This window comes from Sphingobium sp., assembly GCF_049304695.1.
Classification (GTDB): domain Bacteria; phylum Pseudomonadota; class Alphaproteobacteria; order Sphingomonadales; family Sphingomonadaceae; genus Sphingobium.
Genome location: NZ_JBAQOK010000040.1, coordinates 78,348 through 102,291, shown reverse-complemented (window position 1 = coordinate 102,291; position 23,944 = coordinate 78,348). Strand labels below are relative to the sequence as shown.

Here is a 23,944-nt window from a genome sequence, read left to right as displayed (position 1 = left end):
AGCACCTGTCTCAAGCCCCAATATCACGGACGTGTAATGAAGGGCAAAACGATAATGCGCCGCGACGTCATAACGGGCTGCGGGGCGTTTTCATCGGGTTGTCGCAACCGCTTGCCAAGGGCGCGCGACTGTGGCGCAATGATCGGGCCGAATGGCAACGTGCCGACACAAGGTAGGGAGTGCGCGATGGACTTTCTGGGATGGATCGCGATCGGTTTACTGGCCGGTGCGATCGCGAAGCTGATCATGCCGGGACGCGATCCGGGCGGGTGCATCGTCACGATATTGCTGGGGATTGCGGGCGCGTTGCTGGCCGGGTTCGTCGGGCGGCTGGCGGGGGTCTATGACGCGGGCGAAGGGGCAGGCTTCCTCGCCGCGATCCTGGGATCGGTTGCCGTGCTGGCCGCCTATCGCTGGTTCGCCGCGCGGCGCTGACACAAAAAAAGGCCGCGCCTCAGCAGAGGCACGACCTTTTGAAGCTGGTCGGGTTGATGCGTTAACGCACCGAACCGCGACGGACCAGATTGACGATCGCCAGCAGGATGATGGCACCGGCCAGCGACACCAGGAAACTGTACAGCGTCAGACCGGCATTGTTGATCGAACCGCCGCTGAAAATCAGGCCACCGATGAATGCGCCGACGATGCCGACGACGATGTTCAGCAGAATACCCTGCTGCGCGTCAGTGCGCATAACCATGCTGGCAAGCCAGCCGATAACGCCACCAACAATAAGCCACAAAATGATGCCCATGATACTCTCCTTGACCACGCCCCCAGCGGGTTGGGTGATGTGTTCAACGGAGCAGGGACCGTCCCGTTCCATGCGATAAAAAATGATTCCGGCATGGAAACCATCCGCAGACTTCGCCGTTGCGCAGCATGGTCGCCGGAATCATTTCGTTTGCGCAATCCCGATTGCCTGTACGCGCGCCTTCGCCGAACATGAAACAGGCCGCCGGACATATGTCCGGCGGCCTGTTTCATGCGACCCGCTGTGCCCCCTTGCAGGGCGCGGGTTCAATATTTCTGCTGACGTTCGTACAGCGATTTATAATATTGGATACGCGTGACGCGCAGCCCGTGCATCCCCGAACGGTCGACGGCGCGCTGCCAGCCAGCAAATTCCTCCAGCGTCAGGTTATACCGGGCGCAAGCCTCATCCACTGACAGCAGGCCACCATTGACCGCTGCGACCACTTCAGCCTTGCGCCGCACGACCCAGCGGGTCGTATCCGCTGGCGGCAGGCTATCCAGCGTCAGCGGTTCTCCAAGCGGCCCGACGACCTGGGCTGGTCGTATTTTCTGGTTCTCGATCATTCTCACCCTCAAAAAGCGGCACTGGCGTTGCCGAATTCGGCAGTGTCATCCGTTTTACACATCAGCCCTGAAGAACGGCTAAAGCGCCACGGTAAACACCGCCTTCATCTTCCTTGCTCCCCAGCGAGACGTCTTGCGATCAGCGGATTGAAGCTTCCCGCGAGACGAACGGCTCCGATCAGGCCGTCGGAACGTGGCGAGAACAATCCCGCCAGTTCCTGAATCCAGTCTTCACTTCCATCCTGCCCCCGCAGGACGCCCGCCACCGCCTTTGCGGTCGGGCTGGCCGCCTGCTCCGCCGCAGAGGCGGCACGCAGGAACGGCCAGACCGGCACGCGTACGCGGCTTAGGGGTCTGGCATTGGCGGGGGTAAGCCCGCCTGTCCGAAGGAAACTCAAATCCATGACGACGACTATTAGGGCGCAATGAATAAGGGTCGGTAAACTCGCGCAAAGATTTCGTCACAAACGCGCTCGGCCTGTCGCACGGAGACTGGACGCTGGCGTCGTGCCGCACACATCCTTATATGCGCGGCCATGTCAGCCCAATTGCAGCCACCCGAATTTCAATTGCCCCAGCCGCTCGATGCACGGCGGATCGTCGTTGCCATGTCGGGCGGCGTGGACTCGTCCGTCGTCGCCGCACTGGCTGCGAAGACCGGAGCGGAGGTCATCGGCGTCACGCTCCAGTTGTACGATCATGGCGCGGCGGTGGGCCGCACGGGCAGTTGCTGCGCCGGGCAGGACATACGCGATGCGCGCGCCGTGGCCGACCGCATCGGCATCGCCCATTATGTGTTCGATTATGAAAGCCGCTTTCGCGATTCGGTGATCGCCGACTTTGCCGATGAATATATGGCCGGGCGCACGCCTATCCCTTGCGTCAAATGCAATATGGGCGTGAAGTTCACCGACCTGTTTCAAATCGCCCGCGATCTGGGTGCGGACTGCCTCGCCACCGGCCATTATGTGCGTCGGGTCGAAGGGGCGCAGGGCGCGGAACTGCATCGTGCCGCCGATCCGGCGCGCGACCAGAGCTATTTCCTGTTCGCCACGACTCAGGCGCAGCTCGACTATCTGCGCTTTCCGCTGGGCGGGATGCCCAAGCCGCAGGTGCGCGAAATCGCCGCCGAACTGGGGCTGGCCGTGGCGTTGAAGCCCGACAGTCAGGACATCTGCTTCGTGCCCGATGGCGATTATGCCAAGATCGTACGCAAGCTGCGCCCCGATGCTGATGAAGGCGGCGACATCGTCCATATCGACGGGCGGATGCTGGGGCAGCACAAGGGGATGATCCACTATACGGTTGGCCAGCGCAAAGGGCTGGAAATCGGCGGGCAGCCCGACCCGCTCTATGTCGTGCGCTTGGAGGCGGACAGTCGCCGCGTGATCGTGGGGCCAAAAGCCGCGCTGGCGGTGTCTGGTGCGACGTTGACCGACATCAACTGGCTGGGGCGCGATTTCAGCGGGCCGTTGACGGCGAAGGTGCGGTCGATGGCCAAGCCTGTGTCTGCGCGTTTGGTGGATGGGCAGTTGCTGTTCGGCGCGCCCGAATATGGCGTCGCGCCGGGTCAGGCGGCCGTGCTCTATGATGGCGATCATGTGCTGGGCGGCGGATGGATCGCGAGTACGCAGAGTGCGATGGCGGAGGTGGTGTAACAATCGCCGTCATGCCAGCGAAGGCTGGCATCGCGCTTTTCTTTCGGCGCGACAGAAGAAGAGAGATCCCAGCCCGCGCTGGGATGACGAACAAACGAGAGCCGCGATTTGAAACGCCCCAAATCCTTGCCCTCCCCCCCTCGCCCCGCTAAGGCCCGCGCGTTATGACTCGTCCGCTCATCTTCGCCATTCCCAAGGGCCGCATCCTCGAAGAGGCGCTGCCCCTGCTTGCCAAGGCCGGTATCGAGCCGGAGGCGGAGTTTCACGACAAGAAAAGCCGTGCGCTGCGCTTTGCCACCAATCGGCCCGACGTGTCGATCATCCGCGTGCGCGCGTTCGATGTCGCGACATTCGTGGCGCATGGCGCGGCGCAGATCGGCATTGTGGGATCGGACGTGGTGGAGGAGTTCGATTATTCCGAACTTTACGCGCCCGTCGATCTCGACATCGGCCATTGTCGCCTGTCCGTGGCGCAGCCCGCCGATCTGGCCGACGAGGACGAAGCGGCGATCAGCCATGTGCGTGTCGCCACCAAATATCCCTATCTCACGCGCCGCTATTATGAAGCGCGTGGGCTTCAGGCCGAATGTGTGAAGCTGAATGGTGCGATGGAACTGGCCCCGTCGCTTGGCCTGTCGCGGCGGATCGTCGATCTGGTGTCGTCGGGCGCGACGCTGAAGGCCAATGGGCTTGTCGAAACCAGCATCATCATGCCGGTGTCCGCCCGCCTGATCGTCAACCGCGCGGCGTATAAGATGCGATCGGCGGAATTGTCGCCGATGGTGGAGGCGTTTCGTCAGGCCGTGGGCGTGCGCGATGCGGCGTGACCTTCACAACATTCTCTCCTTTAAGGGGAGGGGGACCGCTTGCGAAGCAAGTGGTGGAGGGGTGTCGCCCTATCGAGAGGGTGACACCCCTCCGTCAGCGCTTCGCCCTGCCACCTCCCCTTGCAGGGGAGGATTTAGTTTGTGACCCAGCGTCTTTTCACCACATCACCTGACTTCGCCGACGCCTTTACCGCGCTGGTCGATGGGCGGCGGGAAGCGGATGAGGATGTTTCGCGGGACGTTACTGGGATCCTGAAGGCCGTGCGGGCTGGCGGGGACGCGGCGCTGGCGGAGTATACGCAGCGATTCGACCGGCATGACCTTGATGTGAGTGGCTGGGCGGTTGCGCCTGCGGATTGTCGTGCGGCGCTCGATGCGCTGTCCACGCCGCTGCGTGATGCGCTGGAACTCGCGGCTGCGCGCATCACCACCTATCATGAAAAGCAGCGGCCCGTGGACAGCGACGGCGTCGATAGCGCAGGCGTAAGGCTCGGCGCGCGCTGGACCGCCGTCGATGCGGCGGGGCTGTATGTGCCGGGCGGGCGCGCCGCCTATCCCAGTTCGCTGTTGATGAACGTGATTCCGGCCAAGGTCGCAGGCGTGCAGCGCATTGCGATGGTGACGCCCACCCCCAATGGCGAGATCAACCCGCTGGTGCTGGCGGCCGCGCAGATTGCGGGGATCGAGGAAATCTGGCGCGTCGGGGGTGCGCAGGCCGTGGCCGCGCTCGCCTATGGCACCGAACGGATCAGGGCGGTGGATGTCATCACCGGTCCCGGCAATGCCTGGGTCGCCGAGGCCAAGCGGCAATTATATGGCGTGGTGGGCATCGACATGGTTGCCGGCCCGTCGGAAATCGTCGTCGTTGCCGATGCGCAGAACGATCCCGACTGGATCGCCGCCGATCTGCTCAGCCAGTCGGAGCATGATCCGACCAGCCAGTCGATCCTGTTCACCGATGACGCCGCTTTCGCGGACGCCGTGGCCGCAGCGGTCGAACGCCGCCTGCCCATGCTGTCGACGCAGGCGGTGGCGACGACCAGCTGGGCGGCCAATGGCGCGATCATCGTCGTGCGCGATTTCGACGAAGCCATGCCGCTGGTGAACCGGCTGGCGGCCGAGCATCTCGAACTGGCAGTGGACGATCCCGATGCACTGTTTGCGCAGGTGCGCCACGCTGGTTCGGTATTCCTGGGCCGGATGACGCCCGAAGCGGTCGGCGATTATGTTGCCGGTCCCAATCACGTCCTGCCCACGGGTCGCCGCGCGCGTTTTTCGTCCGGCCTGTCGGTGCTGGATTTCATGAAACGCACCAGTTTCCTGAGCCTCGACGCTGCTGCGATCCGCGCGATCGGTCCGGCGGCGGTGGCGCTGGCGGAGGCGGAAGGCTTGCCTGCCCATGCGGCATCGGTGGCTCTAAGGCTGTCATAAATAATCGCGTTCGCCCTGAGCGAGGTCGCTTCGCTCCGCTCAGCAGGGGGCTTCGACAAGCTCAGCCCGAACGGCTAAGGATAAGAATATGAACGCACGCTCCAAATCCCGCTCCGCCGCACGGCTCGCTGCCGTTCAGGCGCTGTATCAACTTGATATGGAGGGTACGCCGATCGCCGCGCTGTTGCATGAATTTCATGCACACCGGCTGGGCGCGACGATCGAGGATGTGACCTATGCGCCCGCAGAGGAAGCGTTTTTCGACGATATCGTGTCGGGTACGGACAAGCGCAGCGATGAGATCGACGCGCTGGTGTCGGCGCGCCTGTCGAGCGGATGGAGCCTCGATCGGCTGGACAAGCCGATGCGCCAGATCCTGCGCGCTGGCACCTATGAACTGATCGCCCGCCCCGATGTCGCCACCGCGACCGTCATCAGCGAATATGTCGATGTCGCCCACGCATTCTACGACAAGCGCGAGGCCGGGTTCGTCAATGGCCTGCTCGACGGCGTGGCGAAGGATGTGCGGAAGTAGCCTCTGCCAGGGACATGGATTCCCAATAGCCTGTGCTGCGCTAAATGCGTTAGGCTTGGGTCATGTCCGCCGAATCCCGCTTCCTCACTCTGCTCCGCCTGTTGGCGAATGATCCCGCTGCGCAGGGGTTGCAGGATGATGTTGCGATCCTGCCCGTGGGCGACAGCCGCCTGATCCTGACCAGCGATACGATGGTGGAGGGGGTGCATTATCTGCCCACCGATCCGCCCGCCGACATCGGCTGGAAACTGGCGGCGGTGAATCTGTCGGATCTGGCGGCCAAGGGCGCGCGGCCATTGGGGTGCCTGCTCAACTATGCGCTGTCGGGTGACGAGAATTGGGACGCGGCCTTTCTGGAGGGACTGGGCGATGCGCTGGAGCGGCACGCGATGCCGTTGCTGGGGGGCGACACGGTGGCCATGCCTGCCGGCGCGCCGCGTAGTTACAGCCTGACCGCGATCGGTGAGGCGGGTGGCGCTGTGCCGACCCGATCGGGCGCGCAGCCGGGGGACAGGCTGTATATCACCGGATTTGTGGGCGATGCCGGCATCGGCCTGACGATCGCTCGCGACGATCCCTCTGCGTCCGGCCCGCTGGTCGATGCCTATCGCCGCCCGCGCCCGCGCCTGACCGAAGGCGCGCTGATCGCGCCGCATGCCAGCGCGATGATGGACGTTTCGGACGGCCTACTGATCGACGCATCGCGCATGGCCAAAGCCAGCCGCGTCGCCATCACCATCGACCATATCCCCCTGTCGCCCGCGATGGAGCAGGTGCGTGGCGGCAGCACCGCAACCCAGATTGCCGCTGCACGCGCTGGGGACGATTATGAACTGCTCTTCACCCTGCCCCCCGACGGCCGCCTACCAGTGCGTGCCATTCCGATCGGGCATGTCGCGGCGGGCGTGGGCCTGACGCTGATGATCGATGGCGCGATGATGCCTTTGCCCGAGAGGCTGGGCTGGGAGCATTAAGGGGAGGATGATCCCTTCATTGGTGTTGCTTCTTCCCTGCCCTTGACGTGCGCGTCATACGCTGTAGCTTTCCGTTCACCTTATTCTCAGCCCGATTGGACCGCAGGCATGCGCGTGACCGATGATGCTGATTGATGCGGCGCCCGACGCCGGACGCAACCTGTCCGGCCCGCCGCCCCTGCGCCTTTCGCCTGCCCGTCATTCCCTGCGGAGCGGTCGATGAAAGCCATAACAGGGGGAGAGGAACGTCCATGCACATTGTCTATATCGCCATAGGGTGTGGCCTGCTGGCCATAGTCTACGGCCTGTTCACCAGCCGTCAGGTGTTGATGCAGCCCGCAGGCAACGCCACGATGCAGGAAATAGCGGGCGCGATTCAGGAAGGGGCGAAAGCCTATCTGGGTCGCCAATATACGACCATCGCCATCGTCGGCGTCGTCGTTGCCCTATTGGTGTTCCTGTTCTTAGGCGCCACATCGGCCATCGGATTCCTGATCGGCGCGATTCTGTCGGGCGCGGCGGGGTTCATCGGCATGAATATTTCGGTGCGCGCCAATGTGCGCACGGCCGAAGCATGTCGCGGGACGCTGCAAAGCGGGCTGACGGTGGCGTTCAGGGCTGGCGCGATCACCGGGATGCTGGTGGCGGGCCTTGCTTTGCTCGCGATCAGCGTGTTCTTCTGGTATCTGACGGGGCCTGCGGGCCATGCGCCCGACGACCGGCTGGTCATCGACAGCCTCGTCGCGCTGGCCTTTGGCGCTTCGCTCATCTCCATCTTCGCGCGGCTGGGTGGTGGCATCTTTACCAAGGCGGCGGATGTCGGCGCGGATCTGGTCGGCAAGGTGGAGGCAGGCATCCCGGAGGATGACCCACGCAACCCTGCCGTCATCGCCGACAATGTGGGCGACAATGTCGGCGATTGCGCAGGGATGGCCGCCGACCTGTTCGAAACCTATGTCGTTACGGTCGGCGCGACCATGGTGCTGACTGCTTTGCTGGTCACGGGCGTCGATAATGCGTTTCTGATGCAGCTCATGGCCCTGCCGCTGGCAGTCGGCGGCATTTGCATCATCACGTCGATCATCGGCACCTATATGGTGCGGCTGGGCAAGAGCCAGTCGATCATGGGGGCGCTCTACAAGGGGTTCTGGACCACGGCGCTGCTGTCCATTCCAGCCATCTATTATGTCACGCATCAGGTGCTGGGCGACATGGACGCGGTGTTCGGCGCGGATCTGGATGGCGTGGGCGGCTATACCGGCATGGCGCTATTCTGGTCGATGATGGTCGGGCTGGCCGTCACCGGACTGCTGGTGGTCATCACCGAATATTATACCGGCACCAATTACCGCCCGGTGCGCAGCATCGCCAAGGCTTCGGAGACCGGCCATGGCACCAACGTCATTCAGGGGCTGGCGATCAGCCTGGAATCGACGGCGTTGCCGACGCTGGTCATCGTCATCGGCATCATCGTTGCCCATGGTCAGGCGGGCCTGATCGGCATCGCCTTTGCCGCCACCGCCATGCTGGCGCTCGCTGGCATGGTCGTGGCACTGGACGCCTATGGTCCGGTCACGGACAATGCGGGCGGCATCGCGGAAATGGCGCATCTGGACGATAGCGTCCGCGCCAAGACCGATGCGCTCGACGCGGTGGGCAACACGACCAAGGCGGTAACGAAGGGATATGCCATCGGATCGGCGGGGCTGGCCGCGCTGGTGCTGTTCGGAGCCTATACGGAGGATCTGAAATTCTACAACTCGGCGCTGGGCCTGACCGAGCCTGTCGATTTCAGCCTGTCCAACCCCTATGTCATCGTCGGGCTGCTGCTGGGCGCACTGCTGCCCTATCTGTTCGGGGCGATGGGCATGACCGCCGTGGGCCGCGCGGCGGGCGACGTGGTGAAGGACGTTCGCGCACAATTTGCCGAAAACAAGGGCATCATGGATGGGACCAGCAAGCCTGACTATGCCCGCACCGTCGATCTGGTGACGAAGGCGGCGATCAAGGAGATGATCGTTCCTTCGCTGCTGCCGGTGCTGGCCCCCATCGTCGTCTATTTCGCGATAGCGGCAGTGGCGGGTGTGTCCAACGGCTTTGCCGCTTTGGGTGCGCTGCTGCTGGGCGTGATCGTGTCCGGCCTGTTCGTCGCATTGTCGATGACGTCGGGCGGCGGCGCATGGGACAATGCCAAGAAATATATCGAGGATGGCCATCATGGCGGCAAGGGCAGCGAAGCCCATAAGGCCGCAGTGACGGGCGATACGGTGGGTGATCCCTACAAGGATACCGCCGGCCCAGCGGTCAACCCGATGATCAAGATCACCAACATCGTCGCGCTGCTGCTGCTCGCCGCACTGGCGCATGGGGGGTAGGGACTGACAAAAGCGCAAACCCCGTTCACGCCATTGTGGACGGGGTTTTTGCTGTCTGAGCGACAGTGGATGAAACGGCCCGTTTTGCGAGCATATCGGACGGGATTGTCATAGGCCGACCCGTCACCCCCGGCCAGCATCCCCCCAATAACGGGGGAGATTGTCGATGCGCCTTAGCTGGCCGGAAATCCGGGCGAACGCTGCTCATTTCGCGAGTGAGTGGCAGGGCAAAGGCTATGAGAAAGGCCAGACCCAGAGTTTCTACGATGAATTTTTCCGCATATTCGGCGTGCCGCGCAAGCAGGTGGCGGTTTACGAGCAGCGGGTGAAGGCGCTCGATCCCGGGCGTTCGGGCGGGTTCATCGATCTGTTCTGGCCCGGCACGCTGATCGTCGAGCAAAAGAGCATGGGGCGCGACCTCAACCGCGCGATCGCCCAAGCGCTCGATTATTATGACTGGCTGCCGGAGAACCAGCGGCCCCGCCATATGATGGTGTGCGATTTTCAGCGGTTTGAGCTGTTCGATCTGGAAGAACGGCGCGAATGGCGTTTCCCGCTGACCGACCTCAAACGCCATGTCGAGGTGTTCGGCTTCATCCTGGGCGTCAAGCCACGGGTGCTGCGCAACCAATCGCCGGTCAATCGCAAGGCGTCCGAACTCATGGGCCGCCTGCACAATGCGCTCGCTGCGGACGGCTATGTCGGACATGATCTGGAACGGCTGCTCGTCCGCCTGCTGTTCATCCTGTTCGCCGACGACACCGGGATATTCGAGCGGAAGGACCAGTTTTTCACGTTTCTGGAACGGCGCACCAGTCCCGATGGGCGCGATCTTGGCCGATGGCTGGGCGAATTGTTCCAGACGCTCGATACGCCGCTCGACCGGCGGCAGCAGGGGCTGGACCCGGACCTGGCCGACTTTCCCTATATCAATGGCGAATTATTCCGCGAGCGCATCGCGATGCCGAGTTTCGATCAAGCGATGCGGACCATGTTGCTGGACGCCAGCCTGTTTCATTGGGGGGACGTATCGCCCGCCATTTTCGGGTCGCTGTTTGAAAGCGTGATCGACAAGGTGACGCGGCGCAAACAGGGCGCGCATTACACGCCCGAACAGGCGATCCTCAAAGTCATCGAGCCATTGTTTCTGGACGATCTGCGCGGCGAGTTCGCAAAGGCCAAGGCGCTGCGGTCCGGGCGTGAGCGCGCGCTGCACGCGCTGCATGACCGGCTGGGGTCGCTGACCTTTCTCGATCCGGCATGTGGCGCGGGTAATTTTCTGGTCGTCGCCTATCGCGAGCTGCGCGAGTTGGAGCGGGAGGTGATCCGCGAACTCTATCTGACGCAGGGGATGACGCGGGTTGATTATGTCGGCGGCGGGGGCGTGTTTTCCAAGGTCAATGTCGACCAGTTTCACGGCATCGAGATTGACGAGTTTCCCAGCCAGATCGCGCAGGTGGCGCTGTGGATGACCGATCATATCGCCAACACGCTGCTGGGTGAGGATTTCGGTCGGCCCTTCACCCGCATCCCGCTCGTCACCGCGCCCGGCATCCGCCATGGCGACGCGCTGGCGCTGGACTGGAACGATGTTCTCCCGGCGGCGCGGTGCAGTTATGTGCTGGGCAATCCGCCGTTCGTCGGGGCCAAATTCCAGAGTGAGGACCAAAGGTTTCAGCTGCGGCGATTGGTGGCGCTGCCCGGTAGCGGCGGCACTTTGGACTATGTTGCGGGATGGTTCATCAAGGCGGCGCATTATGTTAAATCGGGTGGCGCGCGCGTCGCGTTTGTTTCCACCAATTCGATCGTGCAGGGGGAACAGGTCGCGCAGCTATGGCCGCTGCTGTTCCGGGCAGGGATGGAGATCGCCTTTGCCCATCGCCCGTTCGTCTGGCCCGGCCGGGCCGCGGTGCATTGCGTGATCGTCGGCCTGGCGCAGCGGGGGAAGGAACCCACGGACAAGCGGCTGTTCAGCTATGCCGACGCCAAGGGGGAGCCGATCGAAACGCGCCATGCCGCGCTGACCGCTTATCTGTTCGATGCAGGGGCGGCGGACCGGCATTTGGTGGTGAAGGAGGAAGGTCGCCCGATCAATGGCGCACGGCGACTTAAAACAGGTTCACAGCCGATTGACGGAAACCTCTACAAGCTGACGGATACCGAACGTGCGGAGCTGTTACGTCAAGAGCCGCAGGCCGATGCGATCCTGCGTCCCTATATCGGTGCGGACGAGTTCATCAATGCGGGCAGCCGCTGGATTCTCGCCCCGGCGCTTGCATCCCCTGCACAGCTTCGCGCCATGCCGATCGTCTTGCAACGCATGAAGGCCGTGCGCGAATGGCGTGCGAAAAGCCCCCGCGCCATGACGCGAAACGCTGCGGACGCCCCTGAACAATTCGGCATTTCGGTCATACCTGATGCGGCCTATCTCGTCATTCCGCAGGTCTCATCTGAACGGCGAACCTATGTGCCGATCGGCTGGCTGGAGCCGCCGGTCATACCCAGCGAAAAACTGCGCCTGCTGGAAAAAGCGACGCTGTGGGAGTTCGCCCTGCTGACCAGCAGGATGCATATGGCGTGGATGCGCCAGATTAGTGGGCGGATGAAGAGCGATTATATGTATTCGGTGGGTGTGGTCTACAACACATTCCCCTGGCCGGACGCCACGCCGGTCCAGCGCGCGCAGGTCGAGGCGCTGGCGCAGGGGGTGCTGGATGCGCGGGCGTTGCCCAAGAACGCCACATCGACGCTGGCGGACCTTTATGATCCCGACACCATGCCAGCGCAGTTGCGCAAGGCGCATCGCGATCTCGATCTGGCGGTAGACCGATTGTATCGCAGGGCCGCTTTCGGTTCGGATCGCGAACGGGTGGAACATCTGTTCATCCTGTATCAGCGGCTGATCGACCCGCTGACGCACGACGGCGTGCGCCAGAAGCAGCGGGTTGCGCGGAAACGCATCGATAAGGCTACGCCGACCTGAACGCGGTCGCCTTGCCCCTCCCGGCGCGCGCGCCTATAGCCCGCGCCATGACTGCCGAACCCTTCGCAAAGCAACTGGCCGCGCTGGAATCGCGCGGGCGGCTGCGTCGTCTCACGCCCCGCGCCGGGCGGGATTTCGCCTCCAACGACTATCTGGGGCTGGCGGGCGATCCGATCATCGCGCAGGCCGTGGCCGACGCCTTGGGGCGTGGCGTGCCGGTCGGTTCGGGCGGATCGCGGCTGCTGCGCGGCAATGCGCCCGAACATGAAGGGCTGGAGGCCAAGGCCGCCGATTATTTTCGCACGCAAGGGGCGTTGTTCGTCGCCAACGGCTTTGTCGGCAACCTCGCTGTGTTCGGCACCCTGCCCCAGCGCGGCGACCTGATCGTCGCGGATGAACTGATCCATGCCAGCGCGCATGACGGCATCCGCATGAGCAAGGCGAGCGCGGTGTTCGCCCGCCACAATGACGTACAGAGCTTCGCCGACCTGATTACCGCGTTCCGCACCGAAGGGGGCATGGGCCGCATCTGGATCGCGGTGGAAACGCTCTATTCGATGGATGGCGACATGGCGCCGCTGACCGACCTTGCGAAGCTGGCGGCCAAGCATGGCGCGATGCTGTTGCTGGACGAAGCGCATGGCACCGGCGTGTTCGGGCCGCGTGGGCGCGGGCTGGCAGCCGGGCTGGAGGGGTTGCACAATGTCATCACCCTGCACACCTGCGGCAAGGCGATGGGGGCCGAAGGCGCGCTGATCTGCGGGCCGCAGGTGCATATCGACTATCTGATCAATCGCGCCCGCGCTTTCATCTTTTCCACTGCGCCGTCCCCACTGATGGCGATCGCCGTGTCCGCCGCGATCGACCGGATCGATCAGGCCGACGATTTGCGCGACCGTTTGAAGACGCTGCGTCAGGACGCGGTGGAGGCGATCTGCGCGCCGCTGGGCCTGCCTGCGCCGCGCAGCCAGATCGTGCCGGTGATATTGGGCGACGACGCCCGCACGATGGCAGTCGCCGCGGCGTTGCAGGAGGCCGGTTTCGACGTGCGCGGCATCCGCCCGCCCACGGTGCCGGCGGGGACCAGCCGGTTGCGGATATCGCTGACGCTCAATATCGGGCGCGCGGACATCGCTGCGCTGGGCCGGGAATTGACGCGGATCATGGCGTGAGCGTGTTCGTCGTCACCGGCACGGACACCGGCATCGGCAAGACGGTGTTCGCCGCTGGCCTCGCCGGAGCATTGGGCGCGCATTACTGGAAGCCGATTCAGGCCGGGGTCGATCCCGATGGCGACAAGGAAGTCGTGGCGCGGCTGTCCGGCCTGCCCGCAGACCATATCCTGCCCGAAGCCTATCGGCTGACCACGCCCGCCTCCCCGCATCTGGCGGCGCGGATCGACGGGGTGAAGATCGAACTCGACCGACTTGCCCTGCCGCAGGTCGATGGCCCGCTGGTGGTGGAGGGCGCGGGCGGCGTGCTGGTGCCGATCAGCGAGACGGTGTTGATGGCGGACCTGTTCGCTCATTGGGGGCAGCCGGTGATCCTGTGCGCCCGCACGGCGCTCGGCACGATCAACCATAGCCTGCTGAGTATCGAGGCGTTGCGGGCGCGCGGCGTTGCGATTGCGGGGATCGCCTTCATCGGTGAAGCGCATGACGAGAATGAGCGGATCATTCCGCAAATCGCCAATATTCCATGCCTCGGTCGCCTGCCGATGCTCGATCCGATCGACCCGGCCAGCCTGCGCGAAGCCTTTGCCGCGCATATTGGGCTTTCCTAAACTTTCAACGTCGGATAATTTTCGATCAACGACATGGACACTCCTGTTGCTGGGGCGTTCAAGTCCTCATCAGCCCAGGGACGCGCATTGTGTCCGGCATGGAATGAAGCAAGGGACGCTTTCATGAAACATCTCCTCCTAGGCGCAGCCGCCACAGCGCTGGCGCTGACCGCCACTGGCGCGCAGGCCGATCAGCCTGCCAAGACGCCTGCACCTGCCGCAGCCGCCGCTACGCCCGCCGCAGCGGGCAAGCCGACCTACGGCAGTTACGGGTTCGATGCGGCGGGCATGGACCTGTCGGTCAAGCCGGGCGACGATTTTTACGACTATGCCAATGGCACATGGGCCAGGAACACGCCGATCCCCGCCGATAAGTCCAACTATGGCGCGTTCAACACGCTGGACGACCTGTCGCGCACGCGCACACGCGGCATATTGGACGCGGCGAAGGCCGACCCCAAAAGCAAGATCGGCGCGGCCTATGCCAGCTATCTCGACACCGCCGCCGTGGAGGCCAAGGGGCTGACGCCGATCAAGCCATGGCTGGGCGAAATCGCCGCCATCAAGGACAAGGCGGACTATGCCAAGGTCGCTGCCAAGGCCGCGCGCGCTGGCGTACCTGGCCCGTTCCGTTTCTATGTGGGGCAGGACGACAAAGACCCCGAAACCTATATCCTCTCGATGAGCCAGAGCGGGTTGGGCCTGCCCGATCGCGACTATTATCTGGACGCTGGCGAGAAGATGGCGGCGATCCGCACCGCCTATGTCGCGCATCTGGAAAAGATGCTGACGCTGGCAGGCGAGAGCGACGCGAAGGCGCGCGCCGCCGCGCTGATGGCGTTCGAGACGGAGATCGCCAAGGTCCACTGGACGCAGGTCGACAGCCGCGACGCGGACAAGACCTATAACAAGATGACGCTGGCGCAGTTGCAGGCAGCGGCACCCGGCTTCGACTTTGCGGGCTATTACAAGGCGAACGGGTTGGCCGCCGCCAATCTGCTGGTCGCGCAGCCCAGCGCAATCACCGGCGAAGCGGCGTTGATCGCCAAGGCACCGATCGGCGTGTTGAAGGACGCGCTGATTCTCGCGAGCCTGCGCAAATATGCCGACTTCCTGCCCGACCGGATCGCCAACGAGGACTTCGCCTTTTACGGCACCACCCTGTCGGGGACGCCAGAGCGCGAGGCGCGGTGGAAGCGTGGGGTGGATTTCCTCAAGGATTCGCTCGGCGAGGAAGTGGGCAAGGCCTATGTCGCGCAATATTTCCCGCCCGAGACCAAGGCGGCGATGGACGTTCTGGTCAAGAATGTCATGGCGGCGATGGGCCGACGCATCGACGGGCTGACATGGATGAGCGACACGGCCAAGGCGCGCGCGCACAAGAAGCTGGCCGCTTTCACCCCCAAAATCGGCTATCCTGACAAATGGCGCGATTATGCGGGCCTCACCATCAAGGGCGACGACCTGATGGGCAATGCGATGCGCGCCAGCCAGTTCGATTTCGATTATAATATCGGCAAGCTGGGCAAGCCCATCTATCGGTGGGAATGGGGCATGACCCCGATGGAGATCAACGCCTATGCCAATTTCGGCATGGTCGAGATCGTCTTTCCCGCCGCGATCCTGCAACCGCCCTTCTTTGACCCCCATGCCGACCCGGCCGTCAATTATGGCGGCATCGGCGCGGTGATCGGCCATGAACTGAGCCATCATTTCGACGATCAGGGCGCGAAATATGACGAGACCGGTAAGCTCAACCAGTGGTGGACCGACGCCGACGTCGCTGCGTTCAAGGCGATGACCGACAAGCTGGGCGCGCAATATGACGCCTATGAGCCGTTTCCCGGCGTGCATGTGAAGGGCGCCTTCACCATGGGCGAGAATATCGGCGATCTGGCGGGGCTGGCGGTGGCGCTCGACGCCTATCATGCTTCGCTGGGCGGCAAGGCTGCGCCAGTGATCGACGGGATGAGCGGCGACCAGCGCTTCTTCCTGGGCTGGGCGCAGGTGTGGCGGCGCAACTATCGCGAAGCCAATCTGCGCCAGCGGCTGGTGACGGATCCGCATGCGCCATCGCAATACCGCGCGGACATCGTGCGGAATTTCGACGCCTGGTATGACGCGTTCAAGCCGCAGCCGGGTGGCAAGATCGTGCTGAAGCCTGCCGATCGCGTTAAAATCTGGTGATTGGGCAGCGCGGGCGTGCGATATTGCGCGCCCGCGCTTGCGCGATGACAAGGGTGCGATAAAGGCACCTGCATGACTTCTCCCGTCTGGCATCCCTTTACGCAGCATGGACTGAACGAGCCGATCCCGCAGGTCGTGCGGGCCGACGGTGCGCTGCTGCATCTGGCCGATGGCGGCACGTTGATCGACGCCATATCCAGTTGGTGGGTGACGACGCATGGCCATTGCCATCCCCGCATCGCCGCCGCCATCGCGCAGCAGGCCGCGACGCTCGATCAGTTGATTTTCGCAGGCTACACCCACGCCCCGGCGGAGGAGGTCGCGCGGGGACTGATCGCACTGGCACCGCGCGCGCCGGGCCAGCCGGAACTGGCGCATGTCTTTTATTCCGACAGCGGATCGACGGCGGTGGAAGTCGCGATCAAGATGGCGCTGGGTTACTGGTATAATCTGGGCCAGCCCGAACGGCATCGCATCCTCGTCCTTGAACATGGCTATCATGGCGATACGATCGGCACGATGTCGATCGGCGAGCGCGGCGTGTATAATGCGGCCTGGACGCCGTTGCTGTTCGATGTCGGCACCATCCCCTTCCCCGCGCCGGGTGCGGAGCAAGCATGCCTCGATGCGCTGGAGTCTGCATGCCGGGACAAGCCCGCCGCTTTCATCGTCGAGCCGCTGATATTGGGCGCGGGCGGGATGTTGATCTATCCCGCGTCCGTGCTGCGCGAGATGGCTGCGATCTGCCGTCGCCACGATGTATTGTTCATCGCCGACGAAGTGATGACCGGGTGGGGCCGCACCGGCACGCTGTTCGCGTGCGAGCAGGCGGGAATCGTCCCCGACATCATGGCGGTAGCCAAGGGGATTACCGGCGGCGCGATTCCGCTGGCGGCCACGCTTGCCACCGCGCCGATATTCGACGCGCATCGTTCCACCGACCGCGCGCGGCTATTCTATCATTCGTCCAGCTATACCGCCAACGCCATCGCCTGCGCCGCTGCCGTCGCCAATATCGCCATCTGGCAAGAGGAGGATGTGCTGGGGCGGATCGCGGCGCTGTCCGCAGGAATCGCCGCGCGACTCGGTACGCTGGCCAGTCACCGCGCCTTTGCCAACCCCCGGCAATTGGGGACGATCGCGGCGATCGACCTGATGACTGGCGACGCGGGCTATCTGTCCGATCTGGCGCCCAGACTGCGCGCCTTCTTCCTCGACAAAGGCCTATTGTTACGGCCGTTGGGCAACACCATCTATATGATGCCGCCTTATTGCACCGATGCAGCGCAGCTCGACCGGCTCTTTACGGCGATCGCGCAGGCGGGCGATTATTTCAGCGCAAATGCCTGACTTTCATTTTGCAGGATTTGGCGCTATGGCGGCGCGATTTTTGAATTTGGGATATTATGGCGAAAGAAGAACTGCTTGAAATGCGCGGACAGGTTGTGGAGCTTCTCCCCAACGCCATGTTCCGCGTCCGGCTAGAGAATGATCATGAAATTCTTGGCCACACTGCAGGCAAGATGCGCAAGAACCGCATCCGCGTGCTGGTGGGCGACGAAGTGCTGGTCGAATTGACCCCCTATGATTTGACCAAGGGTCGGATCACTTACCGCTTCAAATAAGCGGCGCAGATGCGGCTTATATTGGCTTCCGCTTCCCCCCGGCGTCTGACGCTGCTGGGGCAAATCGGCGTTGTTCCCGATGACGTGGACCCGGCCGATTGCGACGAAACGCCGCGCAAGGCGGAATTGCCGTCGCTCTACGCCGCGCGTGTTGCGGCGGACAAGGCGACGATCGTCGCGGCGCGCCATCCCGGCGCGTTCGTCCTGTCGGGCGATACGGTCGTGGCGGCGGGTCGACGCATCCTGCCCAAGGCGGAGACGGAGGATGAGGCACGAACATGCCTCACCCTGCTGTCGGGCCGTCGCCATCGCGTGCTGAGCGCGGTGACTCTGATCGACGGGCATGGTCATGCGCGCCATCGGCTGTCGGCCAACATCGTCACGTTCAAGCGGCTGGAGCGGGCGGAGATCGACCACTATATTGCCAGCGACGAATGGCGGGGCAAGGCGGGCGGCTATGCCATACAAGGGCGCGCGGCTGGCTTCATCCGCGCGATCCAGGGTAGCCATAGCGCAATCATGGGCCTGCCGCTTTACGAAACCCGCGCGTTGCTGAAGGCAGCGGGCTACCCTCTCGACTAGGAACCGACATGGCCGAATGGCTTTACGAAGAAGGGATTGGCGAGGCACGCGCGGCGCTGATCGAAAAAGGCCGTCTGGTCGAGGCACTGGTGGAGCGCGAAGGCGACGCCGTGCGTCCGGGCGCGGTTGCGCAGGGCCGGCTGGTCGCGACGATCATCCCCAAGAAGCGCGGCATCGTGCGGTTGATTTCGGGTGAGGAAGTGCTGCTGGAACCGATCCCGCCGCGCCTGGCGGAAGGCGCCAACGTGCTGGTCGAGATCGTGCGTGAAGCCATTGCCGAAGAAGGCCGCCCCAAGCGCGCCAAGGGCCGGATGCCTCAAGCGGGCGTGAAGCCCCATGCCGGACCCAGCCTGTTGCAGCGCATCCGCGCGACAGGCGTGCCTGTCGTCCCCTGCCCCGCGCATGAGGAAGACCGGCTGGAAGCGCATGGATGGAGCGAGTTGATGGAGGAGGCGATGACTGGCGAGGTCGGCACCGAAGCCGCCGCGCTGCGCCTGTATCTGACGCCCGCCATGCTGCTGATCGACATCGACGGGTCGCTGCCGCCTGCCCAGCTTGGCCCCAAGGGCGCGAAGCTGGCGGCGCAGGCTGTGCGGCGCATGGGCCTGACCGGTTCCATCGGCATCGACCTGCCGACAATGAACAACAAGGATGAGCGGATCATCGCCGCCGCGCAGATCGACAAATATCTGCCCCTGCCGTTCGAGCGGACGGCGGTGAACGGCTTTGGTTTTGTCCAGATCATTCGGAAGCGCGAACGGGCCAATCTGATGGAATTGCTGCGTGAAGACCCGGTCGCCACAGCCGCGCTGGCCCTGCTGCGCCGGGCGGAGCGGCATGGCACCGGCGGAGCGGTGACGGTCAGCGGTGCGCCCGCAGTCATCGACCTGCTGCACAAGCGACCCGACTGGATGGAGCAGCTGGCCAAGCGCCGTGGCGGCGCGGTCACGCTGCGCGCCGACGCTGCCCTGTCGCTGGCTGGTGGCCATGCCGCCTAAAGTGCCTGCCTGCCCCCTGTGCGGCAAGGCCGCGACACCATCGGCCCGCCCCTTTTGCAGCAGCGCCTGCCGCGATCGCGACCTGCTCAAATGGCTGGGCGAAGGCTATCGCGTGCCCGGCCCGCCAGCGCAGGAAGACGCGGAAAAAAACAGCATTTATGGGGTGGACAGCGACGAGGATTGACGCCTATAGGCACGCCTCCATTGCGCGGCCATGGTCGCCATAGATACTATGCCTGGATAGCTCAGTTGGTAGAGCAAGCGATTGAAAATCGCTGTGTCGGCGGTTCGAATCCGTCTCCGGGCACCATTTTTTCTCTTTGCAGCATCCAGCAGCATCCAGAGATATCTCCAGAAATGACGGAAAACGCGGGTTTTGATTGACCCTTCGTTCCCGGCCGTGACCGTCAGCCACACATCAATCATGGTATTTTTGACAGAGGCCGACTTGGGCGCCTTCTGACCGCTTACGCCTTCACCGCCATAATGGCATAGCCCAGACAATCATCCTTCGACCCCAGGCCAAACGCCATGGTCAGGTGCGCGGTCAGCAGGAAGAGCAGCGCCAGCGGCAGCAGCGCCACCAGCAGCGCCCATTGGATCGGCCAGTATCGCGACGGCCGCGCCAGTCGCATCGCAACGACGATCAGCTTGTTGGCGATGACCGCAATATCATCGCCGCGTTCCTCGATATGCACATGCGCGAAGGACGCGAACATCCGGTCCAGCGCATATTTGGAAAAGCGATGGAAATCATAGGGCGCATAATGGACCCGCGCCGAAAAAGGTACGGTCGCGATCAGCGTTCCACCCGGTTTCAGCACCCGCGCCATTTCCGCGATCAGGGCCACTGGCTCGGGCGCATGTTCCAGCACCTCGGTGCATAATATCGTGTCGAAATGCGCATCGGGAAAAGGGATGGACAGGCCATCGAAGGCGACGGTTCCTTCGCGCCCCTGCATGGCGAAGGCCGACGCCTGCGGCACGTCGATCCCGGTATAACGCACCGCAGCGGGCAGGAAGCTGCGATAGGGCATCTCCCCGCATCCCACATCCAGCAGGTCGCCGCGCAAAGGGGCAAGCCGTGGCCCCAGAAAGGTCCAGATCGTGCCGAGTTGCAGGTCGACGAAGCAGCGCAACGCAAAGCCGATCCGCGAGCGCCACGACGCATCGAAGCGCAGGGGAATGGGCTGTACCTGCTCCTTGATGGCGTCGGCCCACTCGCCCAGCATGTCTCCGGTCACAGCGGCTTGAACCCCCAGCTCATATAATTGCCGACATTGACCGACAGCCGCCGCCGGTCGAGCCACGACCCGCGCAACCCCCTGGTCAGCACCCGTTTCAAACCATCGGGCATCGGCACCAGCCTTAGCCAATAGCTGGGCCGGTAGCTGTTGCGGAAACTCGTCCCCGCGACGCTGGTATAGCCATGATGACGCAGCAACCCCTGCGCGCTGGTGGCGGAAAATAGCTGCATATGTTCGATGTCCACGATCGGCGATCGCCGCCCCAGCAGGCGGTTGAGCCAGGCGCGGCGGTCATGCGTCACGCCCACGAACACGCCGCCGGGGCGCAACAGTCGATGCGCAGCGGCGACCAGTGCGCCAGGGTCCTGCACATGTTCCAGCGTCATGAAGCAGCAGATGAGGTCGAAGCTGTCGGGCGCAAAATCCGCTTCCTCGAAAATCCCCTCGCGGATCCACGCCCGGCGATGCGCGGGCGCAGCGGCGATGGCCGCGCTCGACGGCTCCACGCCCACCAGCGGCGTAAAGCCATGCTGCCCCAGCCGCTCCAGAAAGGCAGCGGTCCCGGTCCCGATCTCCAGCGCCGCGCCGCGCCCCTTCAACTGCCCCAGCACGCTATCGAGCGCGCGGGCGTAGGCGTCGGCGGCGTCCTCCGCTTCCTCCGCACTGTCATAATCGGCAGCATGGTAGCTCGCCGCCAGCGACGCCACGCTGGGCGGGCGATCGACATAGGCCAGATCGCAGTCCCGGCAACGCACCATCGCATGGCTCATATATTCGGGTATCTTGCGCGATGCGAAGCTGGACGCGCTGACCCGGCTTTCGTCGCGCGTATCGGACAGGAAAGGTTCGGCCCGATCCGGGCCTGCACCGCAGAGCGGACATGTGCGAACGATGGGGATAGGATCATGCTGCATGGCGACCGCAGTAACACCACTTGGTTGAGCAAATATTAACCATATCCGCCGATTTTGCAGAGCATGACAGATACGCCCCCTCTCGCGCCCCGGCCCCAGGACACGATCGCGCTGGCCCGCGCGATCCGCCGCCTCGCCCTGCACATGGTGACGCGGGCAAAGGCGTCGCATATCGGGTCGGCGCTCTCGATCGCGGACATCGTGGCGGTGCTCTATGGCGCGGCGCTGCGCGTCGATCCCGCCCATCCACGCCACCCGAATCGCGACCGTTTCATCCTGTCGAAGGGCCATGCCTGCGTCGCCGTCTATGCGGCGCTAGCGCAGACCGGCTTTGTGGATGCCACGCTGCTCGACACCTATGGCGACGACGGGTCGATGCTGATGGCGCATATCAGCCACAAAGTGCCGGGCGTGGAATTTTCCACCGGCGCGCTGGGCCACGGCCTACCCTTTGGCACTGGCAAGGCGCTGGCCGCGCGGCGCCGGGGTGAAGACTGGCGCACGGTCGTGCTGACCAGCGATGGAGAATGGGGCGAAGGCAGCAATTGGGAAGCGGCTTTGTTCGCCGCCCATCATGGCCTCGATAATCTCACCTGCATCATCGACTATAACAAGCTGCAAAGCCTGCGCAGCGTGGACGAGACGTTACGGCTCGAACCGCTCCATTCCAAATTCGATGCCTTTGGCTGGGCGGTGCGCGAAGTGGACGGCCACGACCATGGCGCGCTGCGCGATGCGCTGGCGGGCGGACCATGGGTGGCGGGCAAGCCAAGGATGCTGATCGCCCACACGACCAAGGGCAAGGGCGTCAGCTTCATGGAAAACAAGGTGGAGTGGCATTATCGCAACCCCACGCCGCAACTATTGGAGGATGCGCTGGCCGAACTCGCGGGGGAGACAGCCGATGCGTGACGCCTTCATCGACGAACTGACTACGCTGGCCGGAGTCCACGATAACATCGCCCTGATCGTGGGCGATCTTGGCTATAATGTGATCGAACCCTTTGCCGATCGCTTCCCAGACCGCTTCGTCAATGCCGGCGTCGCCGAACAGAATATGACGGGTCTGGCCGCCGGGATGGCGAGCGAGGGCTATCATGTCTTTACCTATTCCATCGCCAATTTCCCGACCTTCCGCTGCGCCGAACAGATCCGCAACGATGTCGATCATCACCGTCTGCCCGTGACGGTCGTCGCGGTGGGCGGCGGCCTGTCTTATGGATCGCTGGGCTATTCCCATCATGCGGTACAGGATTATGCGCTGATGCGCGCCATGCCCAACATGACGATCGCCGCGCCGGGCGACCCGCTGGAAACGCGCGCCTGCCTGCGCTGGCTGATCGCCAACCCCGGCCCCTCCTATCTGCGTCTGGGCAAGGCGGGCGAACCGCGCTTTCATGAAACCATGCCCGACGTCGCACCGGGCCGCTGGGTCCGCGTGCGCGACGGCGATGAGGCATCCATCCTGCTATCCACCGGCGCAGCGCTGGGCGCAGCGATCGCGCGTGCCGATGGCAAAGCGGTCTGGTCGCTCCCCCTCTGGAGCATGGCGGCGAAGGCCGACCAACCCGTCCAGATCGCCCGCCATGGCCGCATCACCACGCTGGAGGATCATCTGGCCGATGGCGGCTTTGGATCATGGCTGGCCGAATCCGTCGCGGGGACGCCTGCTGCTGCGAACATCGCGCCGATCGCTTTGTCCGCAAACGTGTGCGACCATGTGGCCGGGCAAGCGGCGCTTAATCGGATGGGTGGGTTGACGGTATAGGGTTAGGGACGGGTTGCTCCCCCAACTGTCATGCCAGCGAAGGCTGGCATCTCTTTATTCTTTCAGACGCTTCATCCAAAGAAGTGAGATCCCAGCCTTCGCTGGGATGACGGAAATAAAGGGCCGCACATGGTCGTTTGAAAACCGGCAGCTTGAATCACCCGCCCACGCTTCACGCAGGCCACTGCCCCTCGTTCCACTCCCGCGCCGCATGGATGACGCGCAGGATCGCAACCGTCTGGTCTTTGTCGGTCAGGCTGTAGGCAAGGACATAGGGGATGCGCGGCACGGATTTTTCATAAGTGCCGCCGATCCGCCCCGGATGCCCCGTGGCAAAGGCCGCCAGATCCTCGCCCGTCTTCTGTATGGCGTCCGCGACCCGTTCGGCGGCATCGGGATCATCGGCGGCGATATAGCGCAGAATCGCCAGATAATCGGCCTGCGCACTCTGCGCCCAGATGATCCGTCTCATCCACGCGCCGCTTTTGCATCCTCGATGATCCGGCGAGCGTTCGCGCTCACCGTGTCATGGCTGACCACCCGGCCAGCAGCCACATCGTCCAAGCCGCGCTGGATACCCTCGATAATCTCCAGTTCGCGCTCGACATAGGCGGCGACGGCTTCGGCCGCCAGAAAGGACCGACTGCGCCGCGTGCCTTGCGCCAGCCGCTCCAGCTTGTCCTTGAGATCGGACGGCATTCTTATCGTCATCGTCGTGCTGGCGTTCATGGTACATC

The 23,944-nt window shown here is 63.7% G+C and carries 25 protein-coding genes and 1 tRNA gene; 19 read left to right on the top strand and 7 right to left on the bottom strand.

The window, feature by feature from the left end; translation table 11 throughout:
* Positions 1 to 186: 186 nt before the first annotated feature.
* A complete protein-coding gene (locus WA070_RS05920) occupies positions 187 to 435 on the top strand; it encodes a GlsB/YeaQ/YmgE family stress response membrane protein (RefSeq protein ID WP_422633194.1) in 249 nt (82 codons plus the stop codon).
* A 61-nt stretch (positions 436 to 496) separates the two neighbouring features.
* Here the strand turns inward: WA070_RS05920 and WA070_RS05915 are convergent, their stop codons facing one another.
* The 3 genes from WA070_RS05915 to WA070_RS05905 form a co-directional block, all read right to left on the bottom strand.
* Complete coding sequence (locus WA070_RS05915) at positions 497 to 754, bottom strand: GlsB/YeaQ/YmgE family stress response membrane protein (RefSeq protein WP_336967937.1); 258 nt, start codon at positions 752 to 754, stop codon at positions 497 to 499.
* Positions 755 to 1,020: 266 nt separating this feature from the next.
* Complete coding sequence (locus WA070_RS05910; protein WP_422633193.1) at positions 1,021 to 1,320, bottom strand: DUF1153 domain-containing protein; 300 nt, start codon at positions 1,318 to 1,320, stop codon at positions 1,021 to 1,023.
* 104 nt (positions 1,321 to 1,424) lie between these two features.
* On the bottom strand, positions 1,425 to 1,655 hold the full coding sequence (locus tag WA070_RS05905; RefSeq protein WP_422633192.1) for a hypothetical protein: 231 nt from the start codon (positions 1,653 to 1,655) through the stop codon (positions 1,425 to 1,427).
* A gap of 201 nt (positions 1,656 to 1,856) precedes the next feature.
* On the opposite strand from WA070_RS05905, the gene mnmA reads away from it, so the two are divergent.
* The 16 genes from mnmA to WA070_RS05825 all read left to right on the top strand — a co-directional run bounded on the left by mnmA (position 1,857) and on the right by WA070_RS05825 (position 19,588).
* Positions 1,857 to 2,978 carry a tRNA 2-thiouridine(34) synthase MnmA gene (mnmA, locus tag WA070_RS05900; RefSeq protein ID WP_422633191.1) on the top strand — a complete coding sequence of 374 codons (1,122 nt, stop codon included), beginning with the start codon at positions 1,857 to 1,859 and terminating at the stop codon, positions 2,976 to 2,978.
* Between the two features lie 164 nt (positions 2,979 to 3,142).
* A complete protein-coding gene (hisG, locus tag WA070_RS05895; RefSeq protein WP_422633190.1) occupies positions 3,143 to 3,805 on the top strand; it encodes an ATP phosphoribosyltransferase in 663 nt (220 codons plus the stop codon).
* 141 nt (positions 3,806 to 3,946) lie between these two features.
* Positions 3,947 to 5,236: a histidinol dehydrogenase gene (gene hisD / locus WA070_RS05890; RefSeq protein ID WP_422633189.1), complete on the top strand. Its 1,290-nt coding sequence runs from the start codon at positions 3,947 to 3,949 to the stop codon at positions 5,234 to 5,236.
* A gap of 88 nt (positions 5,237 to 5,324) precedes the next feature.
* Entirely contained in the window at positions 5,325 to 5,771 is a 447-nt protein-coding gene (nusB, locus tag WA070_RS05885) for a transcription antitermination factor NusB (RefSeq protein ID WP_422633188.1), read from the top strand.
* Positions 5,772 to 5,833: 62 nt separating this feature from the next.
* Positions 5,834 to 6,745 (top strand): thiamine-phosphate kinase, encoded by a 912-nt coding sequence (gene thiL / locus WA070_RS05880; protein WP_422633187.1) that lies wholly within the window; start codon positions 5,834 to 5,836, stop codon positions 6,743 to 6,745.
* 251 nt (positions 6,746 to 6,996) lie between these two features.
* A complete protein-coding gene (locus tag WA070_RS05875; RefSeq protein WP_422633186.1) occupies positions 6,997 to 9,120 on the top strand; it encodes a sodium-translocating pyrophosphatase in 2,124 nt (707 codons plus the stop codon).
* Between the two features lie 166 nt (positions 9,121 to 9,286).
* Positions 9,287 to 12,103, top strand: a complete 2,817-nt coding sequence (locus tag WA070_RS05870) for a class I SAM-dependent DNA methyltransferase (RefSeq protein WP_422633185.1) — start codon at positions 9,287 to 9,289, stop codon at positions 12,101 to 12,103.
* Between the two features lie 47 nt (positions 12,104 to 12,150).
* Positions 12,151 to 13,275 carry an 8-amino-7-oxononanoate synthase gene (locus WA070_RS05865; protein WP_422633184.1) on the top strand — a complete coding sequence of 375 codons (1,125 nt, stop codon included), beginning with the start codon at positions 12,151 to 12,153 and terminating at the stop codon, positions 13,273 to 13,275.
* Positions 13,272 to 13,886, top strand: coding sequence for a dethiobiotin synthase (gene bioD, locus WA070_RS05860; protein WP_422633183.1), 615 nt, complete (start codon positions 13,272 to 13,274; stop codon positions 13,884 to 13,886). The genes WA070_RS05865 and bioD overlap by 4 nt, the downstream gene beginning before the upstream one ends.
* A gap of 123 nt (positions 13,887 to 14,009) precedes the next feature.
* Positions 14,010 to 16,073, top strand: coding sequence for a M13 family metallopeptidase (locus WA070_RS05855; protein ID WP_422633182.1), 2,064 nt, complete (start codon positions 14,010 to 14,012; stop codon positions 16,071 to 16,073).
* Between the two features lie 72 nt (positions 16,074 to 16,145).
* A complete protein-coding gene (locus tag WA070_RS05850) occupies positions 16,146 to 17,423 on the top strand; it encodes an adenosylmethionine--8-amino-7-oxononanoate transaminase (protein WP_422633181.1) in 1,278 nt (425 codons plus the stop codon).
* A 56-nt stretch (positions 17,424 to 17,479) separates the two neighbouring features.
* Positions 17,480 to 17,698, top strand: a complete 219-nt coding sequence (infA, locus tag WA070_RS05845) for a translation initiation factor IF-1 (protein ID WP_003049127.1) — start codon at positions 17,480 to 17,482, stop codon at positions 17,696 to 17,698.
* A 9-nt stretch (positions 17,699 to 17,707) separates the two neighbouring features.
* Complete coding sequence (locus WA070_RS05840; protein WP_422633180.1) at positions 17,708 to 18,280, top strand: Maf family protein; 573 nt, start codon at positions 17,708 to 17,710, stop codon at positions 18,278 to 18,280.
* An 8-nt stretch (positions 18,281 to 18,288) separates the two neighbouring features.
* The gene (locus WA070_RS05835) at positions 18,289 to 19,278 is read left to right on the top strand and encodes a ribonuclease (RefSeq protein WP_422633179.1); all 990 of its coding nucleotides are present in this window, start codon (positions 18,289 to 18,291) and stop codon (positions 19,276 to 19,278) included.
* Positions 19,268 to 19,462, top strand: a complete 195-nt coding sequence (locus WA070_RS05830; protein ID WP_422633178.1) for a DNA gyrase inhibitor YacG — start codon at positions 19,268 to 19,270, stop codon at positions 19,460 to 19,462. The genes WA070_RS05835 and WA070_RS05830 overlap by 11 nt, the downstream gene beginning before the upstream one ends.
* 50 nt (positions 19,463 to 19,512) lie before the next feature.
* Positions 19,513 to 19,588 (top strand) — tRNA-Phe (locus WA070_RS05825).
* Between the two features lie 157 nt (positions 19,589 to 19,745).
* Here WA070_RS05825 and WA070_RS05820 read toward each other — a convergent pair.
* Together WA070_RS05820 and WA070_RS05815 are read right to left on the bottom strand one after the other, a co-directional pair.
* A complete protein-coding gene (locus WA070_RS05820; protein WP_422633177.1) occupies positions 19,746 to 20,522 on the bottom strand; it encodes a class I SAM-dependent methyltransferase in 777 nt (258 codons plus the stop codon).
* Positions 20,519 to 21,439 (bottom strand): class I SAM-dependent methyltransferase, encoded by a 921-nt coding sequence (locus tag WA070_RS05815; protein WP_422633176.1) that lies wholly within the window; start codon positions 21,437 to 21,439, stop codon positions 20,519 to 20,521. Before WA070_RS05815 ends, WA070_RS05820 begins: the two co-directional genes overlap by 4 nt.
* A gap of 63 nt (positions 21,440 to 21,502) precedes the next feature.
* On the opposite strand from WA070_RS05815, the gene WA070_RS05810 reads away from it, so the two are divergent.
* Together WA070_RS05810 and WA070_RS05805 are read left to right on the top strand one after the other, a co-directional pair.
* The gene (locus tag WA070_RS05810; protein WP_422633175.1) at positions 21,503 to 22,351 is read left to right on the top strand and encodes a transketolase; all 849 of its coding nucleotides are present in this window, start codon (positions 21,503 to 21,505) and stop codon (positions 22,349 to 22,351) included.
* The gene (locus WA070_RS05805; protein WP_422633174.1) at positions 22,344 to 23,207 is read left to right on the top strand and encodes a transketolase family protein; all 864 of its coding nucleotides are present in this window, start codon (positions 22,344 to 22,346) and stop codon (positions 23,205 to 23,207) included. Before WA070_RS05810 ends, WA070_RS05805 begins: the two co-directional genes overlap by 8 nt.
* 172 nt (positions 23,208 to 23,379) lie before the next feature.
* Here the strand turns inward: WA070_RS05805 and WA070_RS05800 are convergent, their stop codons facing one another.
* Both WA070_RS05800 and WA070_RS05795 read right to left on the bottom strand, forming a co-directional pair.
* Positions 23,380 to 23,679: a type II toxin-antitoxin system RelE/ParE family toxin gene (locus WA070_RS05800; RefSeq protein ID WP_422633173.1), complete on the bottom strand. Its 300-nt coding sequence runs from the start codon at positions 23,677 to 23,679 to the stop codon at positions 23,380 to 23,382.
* Complete coding sequence (locus tag WA070_RS05795) at positions 23,676 to 23,936, bottom strand: CopG family ribbon-helix-helix protein (RefSeq protein ID WP_422633172.1); 261 nt, start codon at positions 23,934 to 23,936, stop codon at positions 23,676 to 23,678. The genes WA070_RS05800 and WA070_RS05795 overlap by 4 nt, the downstream gene beginning before the upstream one ends.
* Positions 23,937 to 23,944: the final 8 nt, after the last annotated feature.